19 protein-coding genes, 1 tRNA gene and 1 pseudogene are annotated in these 17,277 nt (G+C 74.5%); 10 read left to right on the top strand and 11 right to left on the bottom strand.

Features of this window, described 5'->3' with window-relative positions; translation table 11 throughout:
• Positions 1 to 197: 197 nt before the first annotated feature.
• The 6 genes and pseudogenes from ACWGH1_RS09210 (at position 198) to ACWGH1_RS09185 (ending at position 4,850) form a co-directional block, all read left to right on the top strand.
• On the top strand, positions 198 to 479 hold the full coding sequence (locus tag ACWGH1_RS09210; RefSeq protein WP_453357336.1) for a hypothetical protein: 282 nt from the start codon (positions 198 to 200) through the stop codon (positions 477 to 479).
• Positions 472 to 684 (top strand): hypothetical protein, encoded by a 213-nt coding sequence (locus ACWGH1_RS09205; RefSeq protein WP_453357337.1) that lies wholly within the window; start codon positions 472 to 474, stop codon positions 682 to 684. The genes ACWGH1_RS09210 and ACWGH1_RS09205 overlap by 8 nt, the downstream gene beginning before the upstream one ends.
• Positions 685 to 699: 15 nt before the next feature.
• Positions 700 to 1,257, top strand: coding sequence for a polyprenyl synthetase family protein (locus tag ACWGH1_RS09200; RefSeq protein ID WP_453357338.1), 558 nt, complete (start codon positions 700 to 702; stop codon positions 1,255 to 1,257).
• Positions 1,257 to 2,035, top strand: a pseudogene (locus tag ACWGH1_RS09195) (oxygenase MpaB family protein); the annotation flags it as partial. The gene ACWGH1_RS09200 and the pseudogene ACWGH1_RS09195, both read left to right, overlap by 1 nt.
• A gap of 101 nt (positions 2,036 to 2,136) precedes the next feature.
• Positions 2,137 to 3,789: a molybdopterin-dependent oxidoreductase gene (locus tag ACWGH1_RS09190; RefSeq protein WP_453408565.1), complete on the top strand. Its 1,653-nt coding sequence runs from the start codon at positions 2,137 to 2,139 to the stop codon at positions 3,787 to 3,789.
• Positions 3,780 to 4,850 carry an alpha/beta hydrolase gene (locus tag ACWGH1_RS09185; RefSeq protein ID WP_453352884.1) on the top strand — a complete coding sequence of 357 codons (1,071 nt, stop codon included), beginning with the start codon at positions 3,780 to 3,782 and terminating at the stop codon, positions 4,848 to 4,850. The genes ACWGH1_RS09190 and ACWGH1_RS09185 overlap by 10 nt, the downstream gene beginning before the upstream one ends.
• A gap of 33 nt (positions 4,851 to 4,883) precedes the next feature.
• On the opposite strand, the gene ACWGH1_RS09180 is transcribed toward ACWGH1_RS09185, so the two are convergent.
• Together ACWGH1_RS09180 and ACWGH1_RS09175 are read right to left on the bottom strand one after the other, a co-directional pair.
• Positions 4,884 to 6,131 carry a cytochrome P450 family protein gene (locus ACWGH1_RS09180; protein ID WP_453352883.1) on the bottom strand — a complete coding sequence of 416 codons (1,248 nt, stop codon included), beginning with the start codon at positions 6,129 to 6,131 and terminating at the stop codon, positions 4,884 to 4,886.
• Between the two features lie 61 nt (positions 6,132 to 6,192).
• Positions 6,193 to 7,269 carry an enoyl-CoA hydratase/isomerase family protein gene (locus tag ACWGH1_RS09175; protein ID WP_453352882.1) on the bottom strand — a complete coding sequence of 359 codons (1,077 nt, stop codon included), beginning with the start codon at positions 7,267 to 7,269 and terminating at the stop codon, positions 6,193 to 6,195.
• A 100-nt stretch (positions 7,270 to 7,369) separates the two neighbouring features.
• Here ACWGH1_RS09175 and ACWGH1_RS09170 point away from each other — a divergent pair, with 100 nt between their 5' ends.
• Positions 7,370 to 7,813 carry a MarR family winged helix-turn-helix transcriptional regulator gene (locus ACWGH1_RS09170; RefSeq protein WP_453352881.1) on the top strand — a complete coding sequence of 148 codons (444 nt, stop codon included), beginning with the start codon at positions 7,370 to 7,372 and terminating at the stop codon, positions 7,811 to 7,813.
• 23 nt (positions 7,814 to 7,836) lie between these two features.
• Positions 7,837 to 8,445, top strand: a complete 609-nt coding sequence (locus ACWGH1_RS09165) for a hydrolase (protein ID WP_453352880.1) — start codon at positions 7,837 to 7,839, stop codon at positions 8,443 to 8,445.
• Here ACWGH1_RS09165 and ACWGH1_RS09160 read toward each other — a convergent pair.
• From ACWGH1_RS09160 to ACWGH1_RS09150, 3 genes are all read right to left on the bottom strand, one after another.
• Complete coding sequence (locus ACWGH1_RS09160; RefSeq protein WP_453352879.1) at positions 8,399 to 8,830, bottom strand: ATP-binding protein; 432 nt, start codon at positions 8,828 to 8,830, stop codon at positions 8,399 to 8,401. The two genes, ACWGH1_RS09165 and ACWGH1_RS09160, sit on opposite strands and share 47 nt — an antisense overlap.
• A 61-nt stretch (positions 8,831 to 8,891) precedes the next feature.
• A complete protein-coding gene (locus tag ACWGH1_RS09155) occupies positions 8,892 to 9,254 on the bottom strand; it encodes an STAS domain-containing protein (protein ID WP_453352878.1) in 363 nt (120 codons plus the stop codon).
• Positions 9,255 to 9,548: 294 nt separating this feature from the next.
• Positions 9,549 to 9,622 (bottom strand) — tRNA-Pro (locus tag ACWGH1_RS09150).
• 135 nt (positions 9,623 to 9,757) lie between these two features.
• Here ACWGH1_RS09150 and ACWGH1_RS09145 point away from each other — a divergent pair.
• Positions 9,758 to 10,258 (top strand): DUF309 domain-containing protein, encoded by a 501-nt coding sequence (locus ACWGH1_RS09145; protein ID WP_453352877.1) that lies wholly within the window; start codon positions 9,758 to 9,760, stop codon positions 10,256 to 10,258.
• On the opposite strand, the gene ACWGH1_RS09140 is transcribed toward ACWGH1_RS09145, so the two are convergent.
• Genes ACWGH1_RS09140 through ACWGH1_RS09125 form a run of 4 tightly spaced genes read right to left on the bottom strand, consistent with a single transcriptional unit; the run spans position 10,229 to position 13,552 of the window.
• Positions 10,229 to 10,630, bottom strand: coding sequence for a VOC family protein (locus ACWGH1_RS09140; protein ID WP_453352876.1), 402 nt, complete (start codon positions 10,628 to 10,630; stop codon positions 10,229 to 10,231). The genes ACWGH1_RS09145 and ACWGH1_RS09140 overlap by 30 nt on opposite strands.
• Before the next feature lie 5 nt (positions 10,631 to 10,635).
• The gene (locus tag ACWGH1_RS09135; RefSeq protein ID WP_453352875.1) at positions 10,636 to 11,274 is read right to left on the bottom strand and encodes a LutC/YkgG family protein; all 639 of its coding nucleotides are present in this window, start codon (positions 11,272 to 11,274) and stop codon (positions 10,636 to 10,638) included.
• Positions 11,271 to 12,755: a lactate utilization protein B gene (locus tag ACWGH1_RS09130; protein ID WP_453352874.1), complete on the bottom strand. Its 1,485-nt coding sequence runs from the start codon at positions 12,753 to 12,755 to the stop codon at positions 11,271 to 11,273. The genes ACWGH1_RS09135 and ACWGH1_RS09130 overlap by 4 nt, the downstream gene beginning before the upstream one ends.
• Positions 12,752 to 13,552, bottom strand: coding sequence for a (Fe-S)-binding protein (locus ACWGH1_RS09125; RefSeq protein WP_453352873.1), 801 nt, complete (start codon positions 13,550 to 13,552; stop codon positions 12,752 to 12,754). The genes ACWGH1_RS09130 and ACWGH1_RS09125 overlap by 4 nt, the downstream gene beginning before the upstream one ends.
• 18 nt (positions 13,553 to 13,570) lie before the next feature.
• On the opposite strand from ACWGH1_RS09125, the gene cobF reads away from it, so the two are divergent.
• Complete coding sequence (gene cobF / locus ACWGH1_RS09120) at positions 13,571 to 14,323, top strand: precorrin-6A synthase (deacetylating) (protein WP_453352872.1); 753 nt, start codon at positions 13,571 to 13,573, stop codon at positions 14,321 to 14,323.
• Positions 14,324 to 14,327: 4 nt separating this feature from the next.
• On the opposite strand, the gene ACWGH1_RS09115 is transcribed toward cobF, so the two are convergent.
• Positions 14,328 to 15,509 (bottom strand): aminotransferase class V-fold PLP-dependent enzyme, encoded by a 1,182-nt coding sequence (locus ACWGH1_RS09115; protein ID WP_453352871.1) that lies wholly within the window; start codon positions 15,507 to 15,509, stop codon positions 14,328 to 14,330.
• A 100-nt stretch (positions 15,510 to 15,609) separates the two neighbouring features.
• Complete coding sequence (locus ACWGH1_RS09110; RefSeq protein ID WP_453408564.1) at positions 15,610 to 17,205, bottom strand: endo-1,3-alpha-glucanase family glycosylhydrolase; 1,596 nt, start codon at positions 17,203 to 17,205, stop codon at positions 15,610 to 15,612.
• Between the last annotated feature and the right edge of the window lie 72 nt (positions 17,206 to 17,277).

Genomic DNA, 17,277 nt, shown 5'->3' with positions numbered 1-17,277 from the left:
GGAGCCGGCGGCCGCCGGGACCGGGGGGGTGAACGTCACCCTCCCGTGGGAAATTCGGCACTCGTGCGAGGGAGAGCGCGCGCAGCGCAGCGACGCGCGGTCCGGGTCGTCGGTTCACTGACCCGGACCCGACAGGGGCGGCCGTCGGGGTACTCCCGGCGGCCGCCCCTTCCTACGCCGTCAGGAGTGCATGGGGCATGTCCGAGACCGAACGGGAGCGGCCCTCCGCGACGCTGGAGCTGCTGGCGCTGCTCGCCGCCGGGGCCGCCGACCTGGCCATCGACCGGTTACGCCAGACCGGCGACCGGGCGCAGGAGGCGCTCCAGCGTTCCGATCTGCGCGAGTTGATCACCGAGGGGGTGGTGGAGCTGCGCAAGCGGGGGGAACTGGCCACGCGCCGGACCGCCGCCGGCTCCGAGAACTACCTGGAGACCATGGCCCGGCGGGCCGCCGAGAGGGCCGGCCACCCTCGTGCATGACCACGGCGCCTTCAAGGAGCGCGTGGACGGGGTACTGGTCCGGCTCGCCGACGAGGAGGAGCGGGCGCTCCTCGGCCTGCACGAGGAACTCGCGCCGCCGCTGACCGCGCAGTTGCGGCAGTCGCTGGCGCAGGGCAAGCGGATACGCGCGGCGTTCCTCTACTGGGGGGGCGGGCGGCGGGCCAGCCCGACTGCGACGGGGTGATGGGCCGCGGCGGCGATGGAGCTCGTCCACGCCGCGGCCTGTACGCACGACGACATCGACCGCCCACGCCGCGTTCGCCGAGGCCGGGCACCGGGCGACGCCCTCGCGATCGTGCTGGGCGACCTGCTGATGGGGTACGCCGCGCACGTCTTCACCTCCTGCGGACTGCCGGGCGGCTACCTCGCGCGGACGGTGCCGCTGTGGTCGACGCTGCTGCGCGAGACGATGGCCGGCGAGTTCCTGGAGGTGCTGCGCACCCGGGCGGTGGACGCGTACGAGCCCCAGGTGGCGCAGTCCCTGCTGGTCTGCCGCTACAAGACCGCCAAGTACACGGTGGAACGGCCGCTGCACCTGGGCGTCACGCTCGGCGGCGGCCCGGGGCACCTGCCGGAGGCCTTCTCCGCGTACGGCCTGCCGCTCGGCGAGGCCTTCCAGCTCAGGGACGACGTCCTCGGTACCTTCGGTGACCCGGCCGGCACCGGCAAGTCGAACCTGGACGACCCGCGAGCTGGCCCGCGCCGCGACGGAGCGCTCGCCCTAGCCGGGGGATCCCGGACCGCAACCGACACGTGATGGCCAACACCGGCCAGTTCGTGACGTACCTGATGCGCACCGACTCCTTCGCGGAGGGCAGCCGGTTCCTCCCGCCGCGCAGAAGGTACGGCTGCTGCACGCGGCGGTCCGCCACCACCTGCGCGAAGGCGGCCACTGGGACGTCGAACGCGACGGACCGCCGATCTGCCAGGAGGACATGATCGGCGGCTTCTGCCTGTTCTCGCTGCTGGTACTGGACGCCATGCACCGGCTGGGCGTGCACATGAGCGAGGAGGGCGCGGAGGCCTACTTCTACGCATGGCGGGTCGTGGCCGCCCTGCTCGGCTGCGCCATGCCGGCCGTGCCGCGGACCCTGGGCGAGGCCCGCGCCTATCCGGACCTGTACCTGCTGCGCGGGCTGGGGCCCTCCCCCGAGGGGGTGGTCCTGAACGCCCAGCTGATGCGGCTCTACGAGGACGTGGTCCCCGGCACCCTCTTCGACCCGATGGTCCCGGCCACCATCCGCTACCTCGTCGGCGACACCATCGCCGGATGGCTGGAGGTGCCGAAGAGCCCCTGGGACACGGCGGCGCGGGCGGTTCCCGTCGTGATCGGGCTGCTGGAGACCATCGAGGACAGCAGCCCGTTCGCGGAATGGGCCCTGGACAAGGCCGGATCGCTGCTGTCCGGCTTCGAACTGTCGGCGCTGACCCGGGGCCGGGTGATGCACCACGCCGTCCCGACGGAGCTGCGGAGCGACTTCGGGATCAGGACGCCCCGCACCGGGCGGTGGGTGCCCCCGGCGCCGGTCCACTGACGGGCCCGTCCACCGATGGACCCGCAGGCGGATACCGCCGTGGCGGGGGGCTCGTACAGTCGGAGGGGGGACGGTGCGAGCCCGGGCGGACGGTGACCCTGATGGACGGTGGGAAGGCGGCACCCGGACGTCCGCGGCCCGGGCCGGCACTCGGCGCGCTCTGCGGGGTGCTCGCCGCCTGCGCGGGGCTCGCGGCGGCGCAGCTGGCGGCCGCCGCCGTACGGCCCGAGTCCTCCCCGGTGACCGCGGTCGGCGGGGCGGTGGTGGACCGCACGCCACCGGCCGTCAAGGAGTGGGCGGTGCGGAGCCTGGGCACCGCCGACAAGCCGGTCCTGACCCTGGGCATCGTCGTGGTGCTGGGCCTGGTCGCCGTGGGGGCCGGGATGCTGGCCGTCCGCCGGCCGCACGCCGGGACGGCGGTCGCCGCCGGTTTCGGCCTGGTCGGCGCCGTGGCCGCGCTCAGCCGTCCCGAGGCGACCTGGAAGGACGCCCTGCCCTCGCTACTGGGCGGCCTGGTCGCGGCCGGGGCGCTGTACCTGCTGGTCAGGGCCTTGTACCGGCCGCGCCCGGCCGGCGCGCCGGCCGGCGGGCCGGGTTCGCTGGACCGGCGCGGCTTCGGGCGGCTGGTCCTGGCCACCGCGGCCGTTTCGGCGGGCGCCTGGTACGCCGGGCGGCGCCTGGGCGCGTACGGCTCGGCGGGCGCGACGCTCTCCCGGACCGACCTGGTCCTGCCGCCTCCCGCGGTGCCGGCCCGGCCGGTGCCGGCCGGCGCCCAGCTGCCCGTGTCCGGCGTGTCGCCCTTCCTCACTCCCGCCCGGGACTTCTACCGGGTGGACACCGCCCTCGTGGTGCCGCGCGTGGACGCGGGCGACTGGCGGCTGCGGATCCACGGGGACGGGGTCACCAGGCCGCTGACCCTCGACCTGCGGGAGCTGCTCGCGCGGCCCCTCGTCGAGCACGACATCACGCTCACCTGTGTGTCGAACGAGGTGGGCGGCCCCTACGCGGGCAACGCCCGCTGGCTCGGCGTCCGGCTCGCCGACCTGCTGCGGGAGGCGGGCGTACGGCCGCCGTCGCGGGGCGGCCGGGCCGACCAGCTGGTGGCGCGGTCGGTCGACGGGATGACGATCGGCACCCCGGTCGAGGCCGTGATGGACGGCCGCGAGGCGCTGCTGGCGGTCGGGATGAACGGCGAGCCGCTGCCCTTCGCGCACGGTTTCCCGGTTCGGATGGTGGTGCCGGGCCTGTACGGGTACGTGTCGGCCTGCAAATGGCTGCGCGAGCTGCGGCTGACCACCTTCGACGCGTACGACGCGTACTGGGTGCGCCGGTCCTGGGCCCAGCAGGCGCCGGTCAAGACGCAGTCGCGGATCGACACGCCGCGTCCGCTCGCGGAACCGGCGGCGGGCCGGGTGGTGGTGGCCGGCGTGGCGTGGGCCCAGCACCGGGGCATCGCCCGGGTCGAGGTGCGGGTCGACGGCGGCCCCTGGCAGGAGGCCCGGCTGGCGGACGCCGACGGCGACGACACCTGGCGCCAGTGGCTGTGGCCGTGGCAGGCCGCGCCCGGACGGCACACCCTGGAGGTCCGGGCCACGGACCGGACCGGCGTCGCACAGACGGGCGAGCGCAGCGGGACGGTCCCGGACGGGGCGACGGGATGGCACGCGGTGACGGTACGGGTGCGGGCCGGCGACACGGTGCGGTCCGGCGCCGACACGGGCGGGGCGCGCCGTACATTGAGGCGGTGGAGCTGACCAGTACGTCGTTCCTGGTGACCCTCGTCGTGGTCACCGCGCTCGCCATGCTCGCGGCGCTGCTGCTGTGGAACCGGCTCCCCGGCCCCGGCTGGCTGCGCTGGACCGCTCGGGTGCTGATGATCGGCCTGTGCCAGCTGACCGCCATCTGTGTCGTGGCGGCGTGGATCAACGGGAGCTTCGGGCTCTACGCCTCCTGGGACGACCTGCTGGGCACCCCGAGCGGGAACGGCTCCACGATGACGGGGCCTCCGGTGGGGCGGGCCGTGTTCACCTTGGGGGCGGACGGCACCCGCAGCACGTATTTCCGGGGCTCGCACTCCAAACTGGCCGGGCAGGTGATCGTCTGGACTCCCCCGGAGTACGACGCCCCGGGCGCGGCGAAGACCCGCTTCCCGGTGCTGACGCTGCTGCACGGGTATCCGGGCTCGCCGCGTTCGTGGACCGAGCTGGGCGACATGCCGGGGGCGCTGGAGGACCTGGTCCGGCTGGGCGCGTCGCACCCCTTCGTCCTGGTGATCCCGGAGGTCTATCCCGGCGGGGTGAACACCGACTGCAGTGACGTGCCGGGGCACAAAGTGGCCACCTGGCTGGCGGACGACGTGCCGGCGCTGGTCGCGCGGCACTTCCGTACGCTGCCCCAGCCCAAGGGGTGGGCGGTGATGGGCATTTCGACCGGGGCGTTCTGCGCGGCGAAACTGCCCCTCCAGTACCCGAAGGTGTTCGGCGCCGGGGCGGCGCTGGACCCGGACGCGCTGACCGGGGACGCGGGGGTGCTGGCCGACCGCGGCCTGCGTGAGCGCAACAGCCCGATGTGGCTGGTCGCGCACACGAAGAAGGCCGACGTCGGGCTGTTCCTCGCCACGTCGGCGCAGGACAAGGACAGCCCGCCACGGCAGCTGGAGGCCTTCGCCAGGGCCGCCGCGGGGACCGGCGTCCGGGTCAAGACACTGGTCCGCCCGGCCGGCGGCCACAACTTCCAGACCTGGACCGGGATGTATCCCGACGCGCTGGGCTGGCTGAGCTCACAGGTCCCGGCCCCGGCCCCGCCGGCGAGATGAAGCGGCGCGGCCGGCCGGATTCGAGGGGCCGTCCTACCGGGCCCGGCCGGGCCGTACGGGAAGCGCGTCCACGCTGTTGCCGATGAAGCTCCGCTGGTGCGCGAGCTCCGCCTCCGGCACGGCGAGATCGAGGTCCGGGAAGCGCGCGAAGAGGCGTTCCAGGGCGATGGCCGACTCCAGGCGGGCCAGCGGCGCCCCCACGCAGTAGTGCGCGCCGTGTCCGAAGGAGAGGTGGCGTCCGGCGCCGGGGCGGGTGAGGTCGAAGCGGTCGGCATCCGGCCCGTGGACGGCCGGGTCGCGGCCCGCTGCCGTGTAGCCGGCGAGGACGGGGGTGCCCCGCGGGATCACCGCCCCGCCGACGGTCACGTCGCGGGTGGGGTAGCGGAACGGGAACCAGCTGACCGGGCCGTCCCAGCGCAGGGTCTCGTCCACGACGTCCGACCAGCTCGCCTTGGACTCCAGGACCAGGGCGAGCTGGTCGCGGTGGGTGCACAGGGCGCGGACGGCGTTGCTGATCAGGTTGAGGGTGGTCTCGTGGCCCGCCACCAGCATCAGCCGCATGGTGCCGATGAGTTCGGCCTCGCCGAGCCGGCCGCCGTCACCGTCCCGGGCGGCGATCAGGGCGCTGGTCAGGTCCTCGCCGGGGTCGGCCCGGCGGGCGGCGGCGATGGTGGCGATCAGTTCGACGAGTTCCCGTACGGCGGCCATGACCTCGGCCGGGGTGGTGTCCGTCGCGATGATCACGGTGTGGGAGAGCCGGTGGAGCCGGTCCCGGTGCTCGGGGTCCACGCCGAGCAGTTCGCAGATGACGCCCATGGGCAGGGGCAGCGCGAAGTGGGTGCGCAGGTCGGCGACCCCGTCGGGGGCGGCGGCCGCGACCCGGCCGAGGTCGTCCAGCAGCCCGTCGGCCAGCGCCTCGACCCGGGGCCGGAGCCGTTCCACCTGCCGGGCGGTGAAGGCGTTGCCGACGAGGGAGCGCAGCCGCCGGTGGTCGGCGCCGTCGGCGGTGTGCATGCCCCGGGCGTCGGCGAAGACGCGCAGCGGCCAGTCCGGCGGGACCGTGCCGTCGTGCAGGGCCGGGAAGTGCCGGGCGTCCTTGGCGACGTCGGGGTGGCCCAGGAACTCCCTGAGGGCTTCGTGCCCCAGGACGACGGCCCCGGGCACCCCGCCGGGCAGCACGACGTCCGCCACGGCTCCTCGGGCCCGGAGGCGGGCGTTGAGAGCGTGCGGGCAGCCGCCCGCGGGGTCTATGACGTGCGCGTGCGCGTTCTGGGCTGACAAGCCGGCTCTCCTGACCGAGGTACTGTGTCCGGCCAACAGTGCGGGTACGGGGGCGGGTTGTTCAAGCCCGCGCGCCACTGGTGGGGAAGGTCAGCTCCCGGCCCTCGCCGAGCGGGGCGAAGCAGCGCTCCACGTCCGCCCGGTCCACCTCGGGCAGGGTCGCGGGCCGCCAACGCGGCGTCCGGTCCTTGTCGATGACCTGGGCCCGGATCCCCTCGATCAGGTCGGCTGTGCGCAGCACGTGCGAGGAGACGCGGAACTCCTGCGCCAGCACCTGCTCCAGCGTGCCCAGACCGGGTGCCCGGCGGACCGCTTCCAGGGTGACCTTGAGCGCGGTCGGGGACTTGGCCAGCATCGTCTCGGCGGCCTCCTTGGCCGCCGGCTCGCCCGCCGCCAGCAGCCGCTCCACGATCTCCTCCACCGTGTCGGCTGCGTAGCAGTGGTCGATCCAGCCGCGGTGGACGGCGAGTTCACCGGGCGGCAGCGGGTGCCCGGCGTAGCGCGGCAGTACCTCCGCCACGGGCGCGCCCGCGAGGTCGGCGGTCAGCCGCGGCAGCAGAGCGGCCGGGACGAAGTGGTCGGCCAGCCGGCACAGCAGCGCGTCGGCGGCCCCGACGGCCGCGCCGGTCAGGGCGAGATGGGTGCCCAGCCGGCCGGGGGCCTGCGCGAGGAGGTGCGTACCGCCCACGTCGGGGACGAAACCGATGCCGGTCTCCGGCATGGCGACGCGGGAGCGCTCGGTGACGATGCGGACCCCGCCGTGCGCCGAGACGCCCACACCGCCGCCCATCACGATGCCGTCCATCAGGGCCACGTACGGCTTGGGGTAGGCGGCGATCCGCGCGTTCAGCCGGTACTCGTCGCGCCAGAAGCCGGTCGAGGCGCTGCCGCCGGCCTTCGCGTCGTCGTGGATGGCCCGGATGTCCCCGCCCGCGCACAGCCCGCGCTCCCCCGCGCCGCGGATGAGGACCTGGGTGACGGCGGGCTCCTGCTCCCAGGCCGCCAGCGCCTCGGCGATCCGCAGCACCATGGGGTGGGTGAGGGCGTTGAGGGCCCGGGGGCGGTTGAGGGTGATCACCCCGGTGCGGCCTTCGATGGCGAACAGGGCCGTGTCGTCTGTGGCGTCGTCGGTCTTCACACCGGCCAGTATGGAGTGCGTGCGGCCGTACGGAAGATCATCCTGAGCGGATCCATAAGGCAACCTTGCAAGTTTGCCTGTAGATCTCTAACGTGGGGGCATGACCGATCCGCGGCCCGCCGACGCCCGGCCCCGAGACACCGCCGAGGAGCTGCAACTGGCCCTCGGCATGCTGGTCCGGCAGCTGCGCGCCGCGGCCGGCGGCGGGGTGAGCCTGTCGCAGATGTCCGTGCTCAAGCGGCTGGACCGGCTCGGCCCGTGCACGGCGTCCGAGCTGGCGCGGGCCGAGCGGATCCGGCCGCAGTCGGTCATCGCCACCGTGAACTCCCTCCAGGCCGAGGGCCACGTCGCCCGCAGCCCGCACCCCACCGACGGGCGCCGGCAGCTGATCGCGCTGACGGAAGAGGGCCGCGCCTTCGTACGACGGCGCCGCGAGGCGGGGCACGGCCGGATCGCCGAGCTGATCGCCGAGCGGCTCAGCCCGGCGGAACAGCGGCTGCTGGCCGAGGCCGTTCCACTGCTGCGGCGCCTGGCCGAGAACTGAACCCACCGACCCGAGGAGCCCTCATGACCGCCCCCGCGCCCGCCCTCTCCCTGGACCGCGGCACCGCGCTGGTCCTGATCGACCTCCAGCAGGGCATCCTCGCCCTCCCCACCGCCCGGCCCGCCGCGCGGATCCTGGAGAACGGCATCGCCCTCGCCGAGGCCTTCCGGGCCCGTCGGCTGCCGGTGGTCCTGGTCAAGGTGGCCTGGTCCCCGGACGGCGGCGACCTGCCCACCGCCAATGTCGACCGGCCGGGCCCCGCCTCGGCTCCGCCCGCCGCCTTCTCCGGGCTTCCGGCGGAACTCTCGGCGCTCGGGGACGTGGTGGTCACCAAACGCCACTGGGGCGCCTTCACCGGTACGGAGCTCGACCTCCAGCTGCGCCGTCGCGGTATCCACCGGATCGTGCTGGGCGGCATCTCGACGAGCATCGGCGTGGAGTCCACCGCGCGCACGGCCTGGGAACACAGCTACGAGCTGGTCTTCGCCGAGGACGCCACCACGGACCTGGACGCCGACTCGCACGCCCACAGCTTCGGCAAGATCTTCCCGCGCATCGGAAGAGTGAGCTCGACGGACGAGATCGTCACGGCCCTGAAAGCCCTGGACGACCTGCCGGCCACCCGGGACTGACCTCCAGCCAGACGCACTTCCCGCCGTTGCCGGGGCGCGAGCCCCAGCTGCGGGACAACCGGTCCACTATGAGCAGCCCGTGGCCGCCCGGCCGTCCCGGTTCGGCGGCCCGGGCGCGCACCGGAGGCGCCGGGTTGCCGTCCGTCACCTCTATCCGCAGCCGCTCCGGCGTCCAGTGCAGCAGCAGCGTGCCGGGGCCCCCGCCGTGCAGGCAGGCATTGGACACCACCTCGGACACCAGCAGCAGGACGTCCTCGGCGGCGTCGGGGAGCCATTTCCAGGAGGCCAGTGCCCGGCGCGCGAAATCGCGGCTGCGGGTCACCGGGTCGGTCGCACCCTCCAGCAGCAGGAGCCGCGCCCGGCCGGGGGACCCTCGCTGCTGCATGGTTCATCTCCTCGTGTCGCTTCGCCCCTACGGGCCTGCGCTGCCCCGGCCGCCCCAGCGGCTAGCGGGGCTGCCGTTCCAGCGCTTCCGCCACGTCCGCGTACACCGGGAACACCCCGTCCGCCCCGGTGATGCGGAACATCCGTGCGACCGGTCCGCTCAGACCGGCCAGTCCCAGCGTGCCGCCGGCTTCCTGGACCGCGATCCTGCTGTGCAGGAGCACGTTGAGGCCGGTGGAGTCGCAGAACCCCAGCCCGGACACGTCGACCAGCAACCGGCCACCCGGGGTGACCGCCGCGTCCAAGGCCTCCCGCAGGGGCTGGGCCGTGTCGTGGTCCAGCTCCCCGGCGAGGGCGAGGACGACGGTTCCGTCCACGGCCCGCACATCGACCGTGAACCGCTCATTGCCCGCTCCCGGCACCATCCGGCATCACCTTCCGTCCAGCTGTGGGTGCACCTGCCCGTATCCCGCCGGGATACGCGTACGCGGCCCCGGCCGGACCTCAGCAGACCGGCCAGGACGGCTGCACGCCACGCCCGTGCGTGCGGCTGCGCCCTGATCACCGGACCCTACGCGCCGATTCCCCCGGCTGTCTCGGGCCCCGGCCGTGTCGGTGGCCGTACCCGACCCGGACCGCGACGCCACACCGTCCCCCAAAACGGCCAGGGGCCGTTTCAGATTTCTCTGAAACGGCCCCTGATCTGCGACTTCGAAAAGTCGGGACGACAGGATTTGAACCTGCGACCCCTTGACCCCCAGTCAAGTGCGCTACCAAGCTGCGCCACGTCCCGTCGTGCCTCGGCGGTGTGCCTCGCCACTGTGCCCCCCACCAGGGGTTTCCCCTTCGCGGCGGGCACATGCAGAACATTACCGCACGCCGGGGGGTGTACGTGCACGAGTGATCGACGGGGGGGCACGATGGGCGGGTGAACGCACGGGATCGCGATGGTGAGGGGCGGGCGCGCAGCGCGCGGCCGCGGGACGGGCTGGGGCGGCCGTTGCCCTACGGGGCGCCGGGGGTCGAGCGGCAGCCCGAAGGGGTGGTGCGGACGCCGGCCGAGACGGTGGCGGAGGCACAGCGGCTGCTGGACGGGGGGATGCCCTTCCACGCACACGAGGTGTTCGAGGACGCCTGGAAGACCGGGCCGGCGGCGCGGGCCCCGCTCTGGCGGGGGCTCGCGCAGCTGGCGGTCGGGCTGACGCACGCCGCGCGCGGTAACGCGGTCGGCGGGGCGCGGCTGCTGCGCCGCGGCGCCGACGGCCTGGCCGGGACGGACGCGGGCGAGGGGGCCGGTGCGGCCGGGATCGACGTGCCCGGGCTGGTCCGGTGGGCCCGGGAGCTGGCCGCCCGGGTGGAGGCCGGCGACGCGGTGGACGCCGCCCGCGAGGCCCCGGTACTAGGCGGTGGCGGGCGCGGGCTGGAGTAGGTCCCAGCGGTTGCCGTAGAGGTCCTCGAAGACGGCGACGCTGCCGTACGTCTCGTGGCGCGGCTCCTCCAGGAAGCCGACGCCCTCGGCGGTCATCCGGGCGTGGTCGCCGGCGAAGTCGTCGGTGTACAGGAAGAAGCCGACCCGGCCGCCCGTCTGGTCGCCGACCCGGGAGCGCTGGGCGTCGTCCTTGGCCCGGGCCAGCAGCAGTGCGGATTCGGTCGCGCCGGGCGGCCGGACCACGACCCAGCGCGAGCCGTCGGGCCGGGCGGTGTCCTCGGCGAGGGTGAAGCCAAGGGCGCGGGTGTAGAAGTCGATGGCCTCGTCGTAGTCGTGGACCAGGAGGGCGGTGAGGGCGAGGTGTGCGGACATGCCCCTCATTGTGCGGGGACGTCGAGCAGGACCACCTCCAGGGTCCGGGGGCCGTGTACGCCCTCCACCCGGTCCAGCTCGATGTCGCTGGTGGCGGAGGGTCCGGAGATCCAGGTGAGCGGGCGGGAGGGGTCGAGGCGTTCGAGTGCCTGCGGGACGGAGTCCACCACCTGTGCGGGGACGCGGATCACGCAGATGTGGTGGTCCGGGATCAGGGTGATCCGGCGCCGGCCCTGCCCGGGGCCGCCGTCCAGGACGATCGTGCCGGTTTCGGCGACGGCCAGGGCGCAGCCCGTGACCACGCTGTCCACGGCGTCCAGTTCGTACGGGGTGGACCCGGCCCGGTCCTCGACCCGGGTCGCCCGCGCGGCGGCGAGCCAGGACGGGGGCAGGCCGGGCGGTACGAGAACGGTCCGCGCGCCCCGGGCGGCCAGCAGCCGGGCCAGGAGCGGTACGAGGCCGTCCTCGTCGGTGCGGTGGACCTTGGCGCGGTACTCGGCGAGGTGGGCGGCGAGCAGGTCCGCGGATTCGGCGGGGGTGCGGGCGCCGTGGACGCGGAGGTAGTCGCGGGGGACCGGGACCTCCGGGCCCGGCTCCGCCAGCGCCCGCCGGATCCGGCCCAGCACCCGGTCCCTGCCGCTCATGCGCGGCCTCCCCGTTCACGGGCCCACCAGTCGCGGAAGGGTTCCTCCGGCGGCCGGGGCAGCTCGCGGCTGTCGGTCCAGGCGCGGCCGGGTCCGGGCAGCCGGCGCGGCCGCAGCCGCCGGGCCCGGGACAGCAGCCGCTCCCCCGCGCGCAGCGCGCCGGGGCGTTCCAGCAGCAGCCGGGCGGCGCGCATCGCGGCCCGTTCGGCGGTGTGGCCGCGCGCGGGGCGGATCCGTACCCGGACGCCCTCGCGGGTCGCCGGGCCGCCCTGGGCCACGCGCTCGCGCAGGTGGAGCAGGACTTCGGGGATGTCGATGGCGACGGGGCACACCTCGTAGCAGGCCCCGCACAGGGTGGAGGCGAAGGGCAGCGAGGCGTCGATGTCGCTTCCGGTGCCGCGCAGTTGGGGGCTGAGGATCGCGCCGATCGGGCCGGGGTAGACGGAGCCGTAGGCGTGGCCGCCGGCCCGTTCGTAGACGGGGCAGACGTTCAGGCAGGCGGAGCAGCGGATGCAGCGCAGCGCCTGGCGGCCCACCTCGTCGGCGAGCGTGTCGGTGCGGCCGTTGTCCAGGAGGACGAGGTGGAAGGCACGGGGCCCGTCGTCGTCGGCCCCTTTCGACGGACCCAGCCCGGTCCACATCGTGGTGTACGGGTTCATCCGCTCGGCGGTGGAGGAGCGCGGCAGCGTCTGGAGGAAGATCTCCAGGTCCCGGAAGGACGGCACCACTTTTTCGATGCCCACCACCGAGATGAGGGTCTCGGGCAGGGTCAGGCACATCCGGCCGTTTCCCTCGGACTCGAAGACGACCATCGTGCCCGTCTCGGCGACCATGAAGTTGGCCCCCGAGACGGCGACCTTGGCGCGCAGGAACTTCTCGCGCAGGTGCAGGCGGGCCGCTTCGGCCAGTTCGCGCGGGTCGTCGCCCAGCCCGTCCGGGGCCGGCCGCCCCCAGCGGCCCATTTCGGCGCGGAAGACGTCGCGGATCTCGGCCCGGTTGCGGTGGATGGCGGGGACGAGGATGTGCGAGGGCCGGTCGCGGCCCAGCTGCACGATGAGTTCGGCCAGGTCCGTCTCGTAGGCGGCGATCCCGGCCGCCTCCAGTGCCTCGTTGAGGCCGATCTCCTGGGTGGCCATCGACTTGACCTTGACGACTTCCCGCTCGCCGGTCGCCAGCACCAGGTCGGTGACGATCCGGTTGGCCTCGGCCGCGTCCGCCGCCCAGTGCACGGAGCCGCCCGCGGCGGTCACGGCCTCCTCCAGCCGCAGCAGGTAGTGGTCGAGGTGGCGCAGGGTGTGGTCCTTGACGGCCTTGCCCGCCGCGCGCAGCCGGTCCCAGTCGGCCAGTTCGGTCACCGCGCGGGCCCGTTTGTCGCGGATGGTGTGCGTGGCGCGGCGGAGGTTGGCGCGCAGTACGTCGTCCCGTACGGCCGGCCGCGCGGCCGCGGGGAAGGCCGGCATGCCCAGGTAGGTGCCCGTCATCGCCGGGGCGCCTCCTGCGTCGCGGTCCCGTCCCTCATGGTCTCCTCCGTCATGGTGTCCTCCGTCGCGGCGAGGATCTCGGCGAGGTGCAGGGTCCGCAGCGGGGAGCCGGCCCGGCGGAGCGTTCCGTCGAGGTGGGCGAGGCAGGAGTTGTCGGCGCCGCAGAGCACCTCGGCGCCCGTGGCCCGGGCGGCGCGGATCTTGTCGGCGCCCATCGCGGCCGACACGTCGGGGTTCTTGACGGCGAAGGTGCCGCCGAATCCGCAGCACTCCTCGGCGCCGGGCAGCTCGACCAGGTCCAGGCCCCGGACGGCGGCCAGGAGCCTTCGCGGGCGGTCGCCGAGTCCGAGGGCGCGCAGGCCGTGGCAAGAGGGGTGGTAGGTGACGGTGTGGGGGAAGTGGGCACCGACGTCGGTCACGCCGAGCACGTCGATGAGGAACTCGGTCAGCTCGTACACGCGCGGTACGAGGTCGGCCGCGAGGTCCGCCAGCCCGGTGCCGCGCCCCTCGGCCGCCGCCTTGGCGCCGATGCGCGGGTAGTGCTCGCGGATCATGGCGACGCAGGAGCCGGAGGGGGCGACCACGTACGGGTGTCCGGCGAAGGCCGCCGCGGTACGGCGCAGCAGTGGTTCGCTCTCGTACCGGTAGCCGGTGTTGTACTGGGGCTGGCCGCAGCAGCCCTGCGCCACCGGGAAGTCCACGGCCACGCCGAGCCGCTCCAGCAGGCGTACGACGGCGACGCCGGTGCGCGGGTACAGCGCGTCGTTGACGCAGGTGACGAACAGGGCGGCACGCATGACGGGCAGAATAGCCGGGTGAAGAAGTTCTCAGTGATCGGCATAGGCGCGGGCGACCCGGACCACCTGACCCTCCAGGCGGTCAAGGCGATCGGTGCCACGGACGCATTCCTCATCCTGGAGAAGGGCGAGGAGAAGGCGGACCTCACCGGGCTGCGGCGGGCGATGCTCGAAGCGCACGCCCGCCCCGGCCACCGGCTGGTGGAGGGCCGCGACCCGGACCGCGACCGGACCCCGGCCGACTACGCCCCGACGGTGGACGGCTGGCGCAGCGCGCGGGCCGAGCTCTTCGAGCGGTTCGTCGCCGAGGACCTCGCGGACGGCGAGACGGGCGCGTTCCTGGTGTGGGGCGACCCTTCGCTCTACGACTCCACCCTCGCGATCCTGGACGAGGTGCTGGAGCGGGGGCGGGTCTCCTTCGAGCACGAGGTGGTGCCGGGCATCAGCAGCATCTCCGCCCTGCTGGCCCGGCACCGCACCAACCTGAACCGGGTGGGGCGGCCGGTCCAGATCACCACCGGCCGGCGGCTGGCCGAGGGCTGGCCGCAGGACGTGGACGACGTGGTGGTGATGCTGGACGCGCGGCACGCCTTCACCGCCCACCTGGACCAGGACCTCTTCATCTATTGGGGCGCCTACGTGGGCACGCCGGACGAGATCCTGGTCTCGGGGAAGCTGGCCGAGGTCGCGGGCCGGATCGAGGAACTGCGGACCGAGGCCCGGGCCCGCAAGGGCTGGATCATGGACACCTACCTGCTGCGGCGCGGCTGAACCGCTACCCCGCCAAGTATGCGGGGAGGCCGGCGGCGAGGCGTTCGTACTCCTCGGGACGGGTGTAGACCTGCCCGCAGACGCGGATGCCGCCGCCGCCCGGCCAGGGCCAGATCAGCACCCGGATCCGCAGCTCCCGGGCGATCCGCTCGCGCAGCTCGCGGGCGCCGTCCGGGGTCTCGGCGGTGCCGGGCGGCAGCCGCAGGGCGCGCATGCCCAGTCCCGGGGTGTACGGGAGCGCGGTGAGCCCGGGGAGTTCGGCGAGCAGGGCCGCGCCGTAGCCGGCGAGGGCGCTGTTGTGGGCCCGTACCTTGGCGGCGTCGAGCCGCTCCAGGAGGTCCAGTCCCTCGGGGGCGGCGAGCCAGCCGGTGTAGTCGGCGGTGGCCCGGTTCTCGACCGAGCGGGGGAAGCCCTCCCCGTCCTCCCAGGACGGCACCAGCGCCCGGACGCGGCCGCGGTGGCGGGGGGCGACGGCGAGGAGGGCACTGCCGGAGGGGGCGTACCCCCACTTGTGCAGGTTCCCGAACCAGAAGTCGGCGCCCCCCGCGAGCGGGTCGGCGAGCATGCCGGGGGCGTGGGCGCCGTCGACGACGGTGGTGACGCCCCGCGCCGCCAGGTCGGCGAGGAGCGCCGGGGTGGCGATCAGCCGGGCGGTGGGCGAGCTGATCTGGTCGAGCAGCGCCACCTTGGTGCGGGGCGTCAGGCCGGCCAGCACGGCTTCCCGTACGGCGTCCTCGTCCGGCAGGCCCGGGTCCAGGGAGACGGTGGTGACGCGGGCCCGGCGGGCGGCGGCCGCGACCACCGTGCCGTAGCCGTGGTCGGTCACCAGGATCTCGTCCCCGTCGGCCAGTTCGAGGGCGTTCAGCGCGAGGTTGGCGCCCTCGGTGGCGTTGGAGATGAACGCGATCCCGTCCGGCTCCGCCCCCAGGTGCGCGGCGACCCGGCCGCGGGCGGCGGCGATCCGGTCGGCCACGCTGCCGAAGAACGTGTCGGGGTCCGCGTGCACCTCCTCCCGCAGCGCCGCCTGCACCTCCTGGACGGGGAGCGGAACGGCGCCGAAGGAGCCGTGGTTGAGGTGGGCGATCGCCGGGTCGAGGCGGAAGAGCTGCGGCCCGTCCGGAAACGCCGGGGGGCCGCCCGGTGCGGCGGTCGGCGCGCTCTTCGGCCCGCTGGTCGGCTCGGTCACGATGCTCCTCCGGGTGGCGGTGGGACGGTCCTCCGGAGCATGCGGCGCCCCCGCACGGACCGGTAGGGCCAATTGCGCCAGGGTGGTCGGGGCCTCGAAGCTACTGCCGCCCGCTGGTCGCGCCGTAGTACTGGAGGTCCTGTACCTCCACCGTGCGGTCCACCGGGTACGGCAGTTCCACCTCCGCCGCGGCGCGTCCGCCCCGGACCGCCCGGGCCGAGCTCGTGCCGGGTTTCAGCGGCAGCAGCTCGGAGTGCGGGCCCGCGGGCGCCTCGTACGCGTCCTGGGCGGATCCTACGGTCGTACGGACCGTCGCGGGCTGCGTGAGGAAGCTGAGCACCTCCACCGTGTCGCGCGGGGCCGCGCTGCCCTGGCGCGGCGACATGACCAGCGACTGTCCGCCGGTCGGGCCGGCGGCGGCGAACTGGGTGCGGGCCGTCAGGTACAGGGTGTCCCGCACGATCGGGGGGAGGCGGCCCGTCTTGAACCGGGTCAGGTAATAGGACGTCAGGTCGAGGTAGGTGTACCCGTTGTGCAGGGACGGGGCGAACTGGGTGCCCTCCGAGTAGTCGTTCCAGGTGGTCAACTGCACCCAGTCGGCGCCGTCGTCGATGGCGTGCGCCCACGTCGAGCGGAGGGTGGCGGTGTTGCCCGCCTCGTCGTAGACGCCCTGGTTGGGGCGGCTGTCCTGGACCGATACGGGCTGCATCCAGAGCTTGCCCGCGTCGTGCGCCCGCCGCACATCGGCCGTGGCGCCCTCCTGGCCGACGTAGCTGCGGGTGCCCCACTCGGAGAAGCCGTGGCTGATCGGGGCGAACGCCGCGTGGTTCGCGCCGAAGTCGAGGAAGAGCGGGACGAGGGCCGTACGGATGCCGTGCCGGGTCTTCAGCAGGTCCATGACCCGCGACCACCAGCCGGCGCTCTTGGCCTCCGCCTTGAACGGCGATACGACGAGCCGCCCGTCACCGAGCCGGTGCGCGGCGGGGTGGGCCCCGAGCACGGCGAGGGCGTCGGCGAGCACCGCAGGGTCGTCGGACGTCAGGGCGGTCATGTCGGGCATCAGCATGACCTTGAAGCCGGGATCCACGGAGTGGGCGGCGGTCATCAGCCGCTCGGCCCGGTCCCAGTTGCTCCCGGACAGCGACAGCAGGTCGAGGGTGAACCCGTCGATGCCCGCGTCGCGCGCGGTGCGCACCTCCTGTTGGAGGTTGGCGTACTCCCAGTCGCCGGACTTGGGCGGCACCGGCAGCGGGCGGTCGCGCAGCAGGCCGCCGTAGCGCCGGTGCTTGCCGCTCTCACCCGCGGGGTCGAGGTAGTTGCGGGTGTAGTAGTCGACGTCGGCGCCCGCGTCGTCCAGGGAGAGCGGGTACGGGGTGAAGTAGTGCGCGAACACCAGCTTCCTGCCCGCGGCGCCGGAGCGCAGCACGGCCGGCCCGGGCAGGTCGAAGGGCAGTGCCCCGGCGGGGCGCGCCGCGCCGGTGTCCGCCGCGCCGCGGGGCATCGCCTTGTCCGGCGTCCGGGGGCTCGGGCCGGGGCTCCGAGCGGGCGTCGGGGCGGCGGCGGTGGGGCCGGCGGACCAGGGGCCGCCCTGGGCGGGCGCGGAACGTTCCTGGCGCGCCCCGGCGGTGAAGGGGTCCCAGGCGATTCCGGTGGCGGCGCAGACGCCGACGAGCAGGAAGGCCGAGATCAGGAGCACCAGGAGCGGTCTGCGCCCCCGGAATCGGGGCCGGCGCCGGTGCGAGGAGGGACGTGCCGCCCGCTCTGCCCG

The sequence above is a fragment of the Streptomyces sp. NPDC054883 genome (assembly GCF_053610645.1).
The sequence above is the reverse complement of the archived record's forward strand: the minus strand, read 5'-3'. Positions and strand labels throughout refer to the sequence as shown.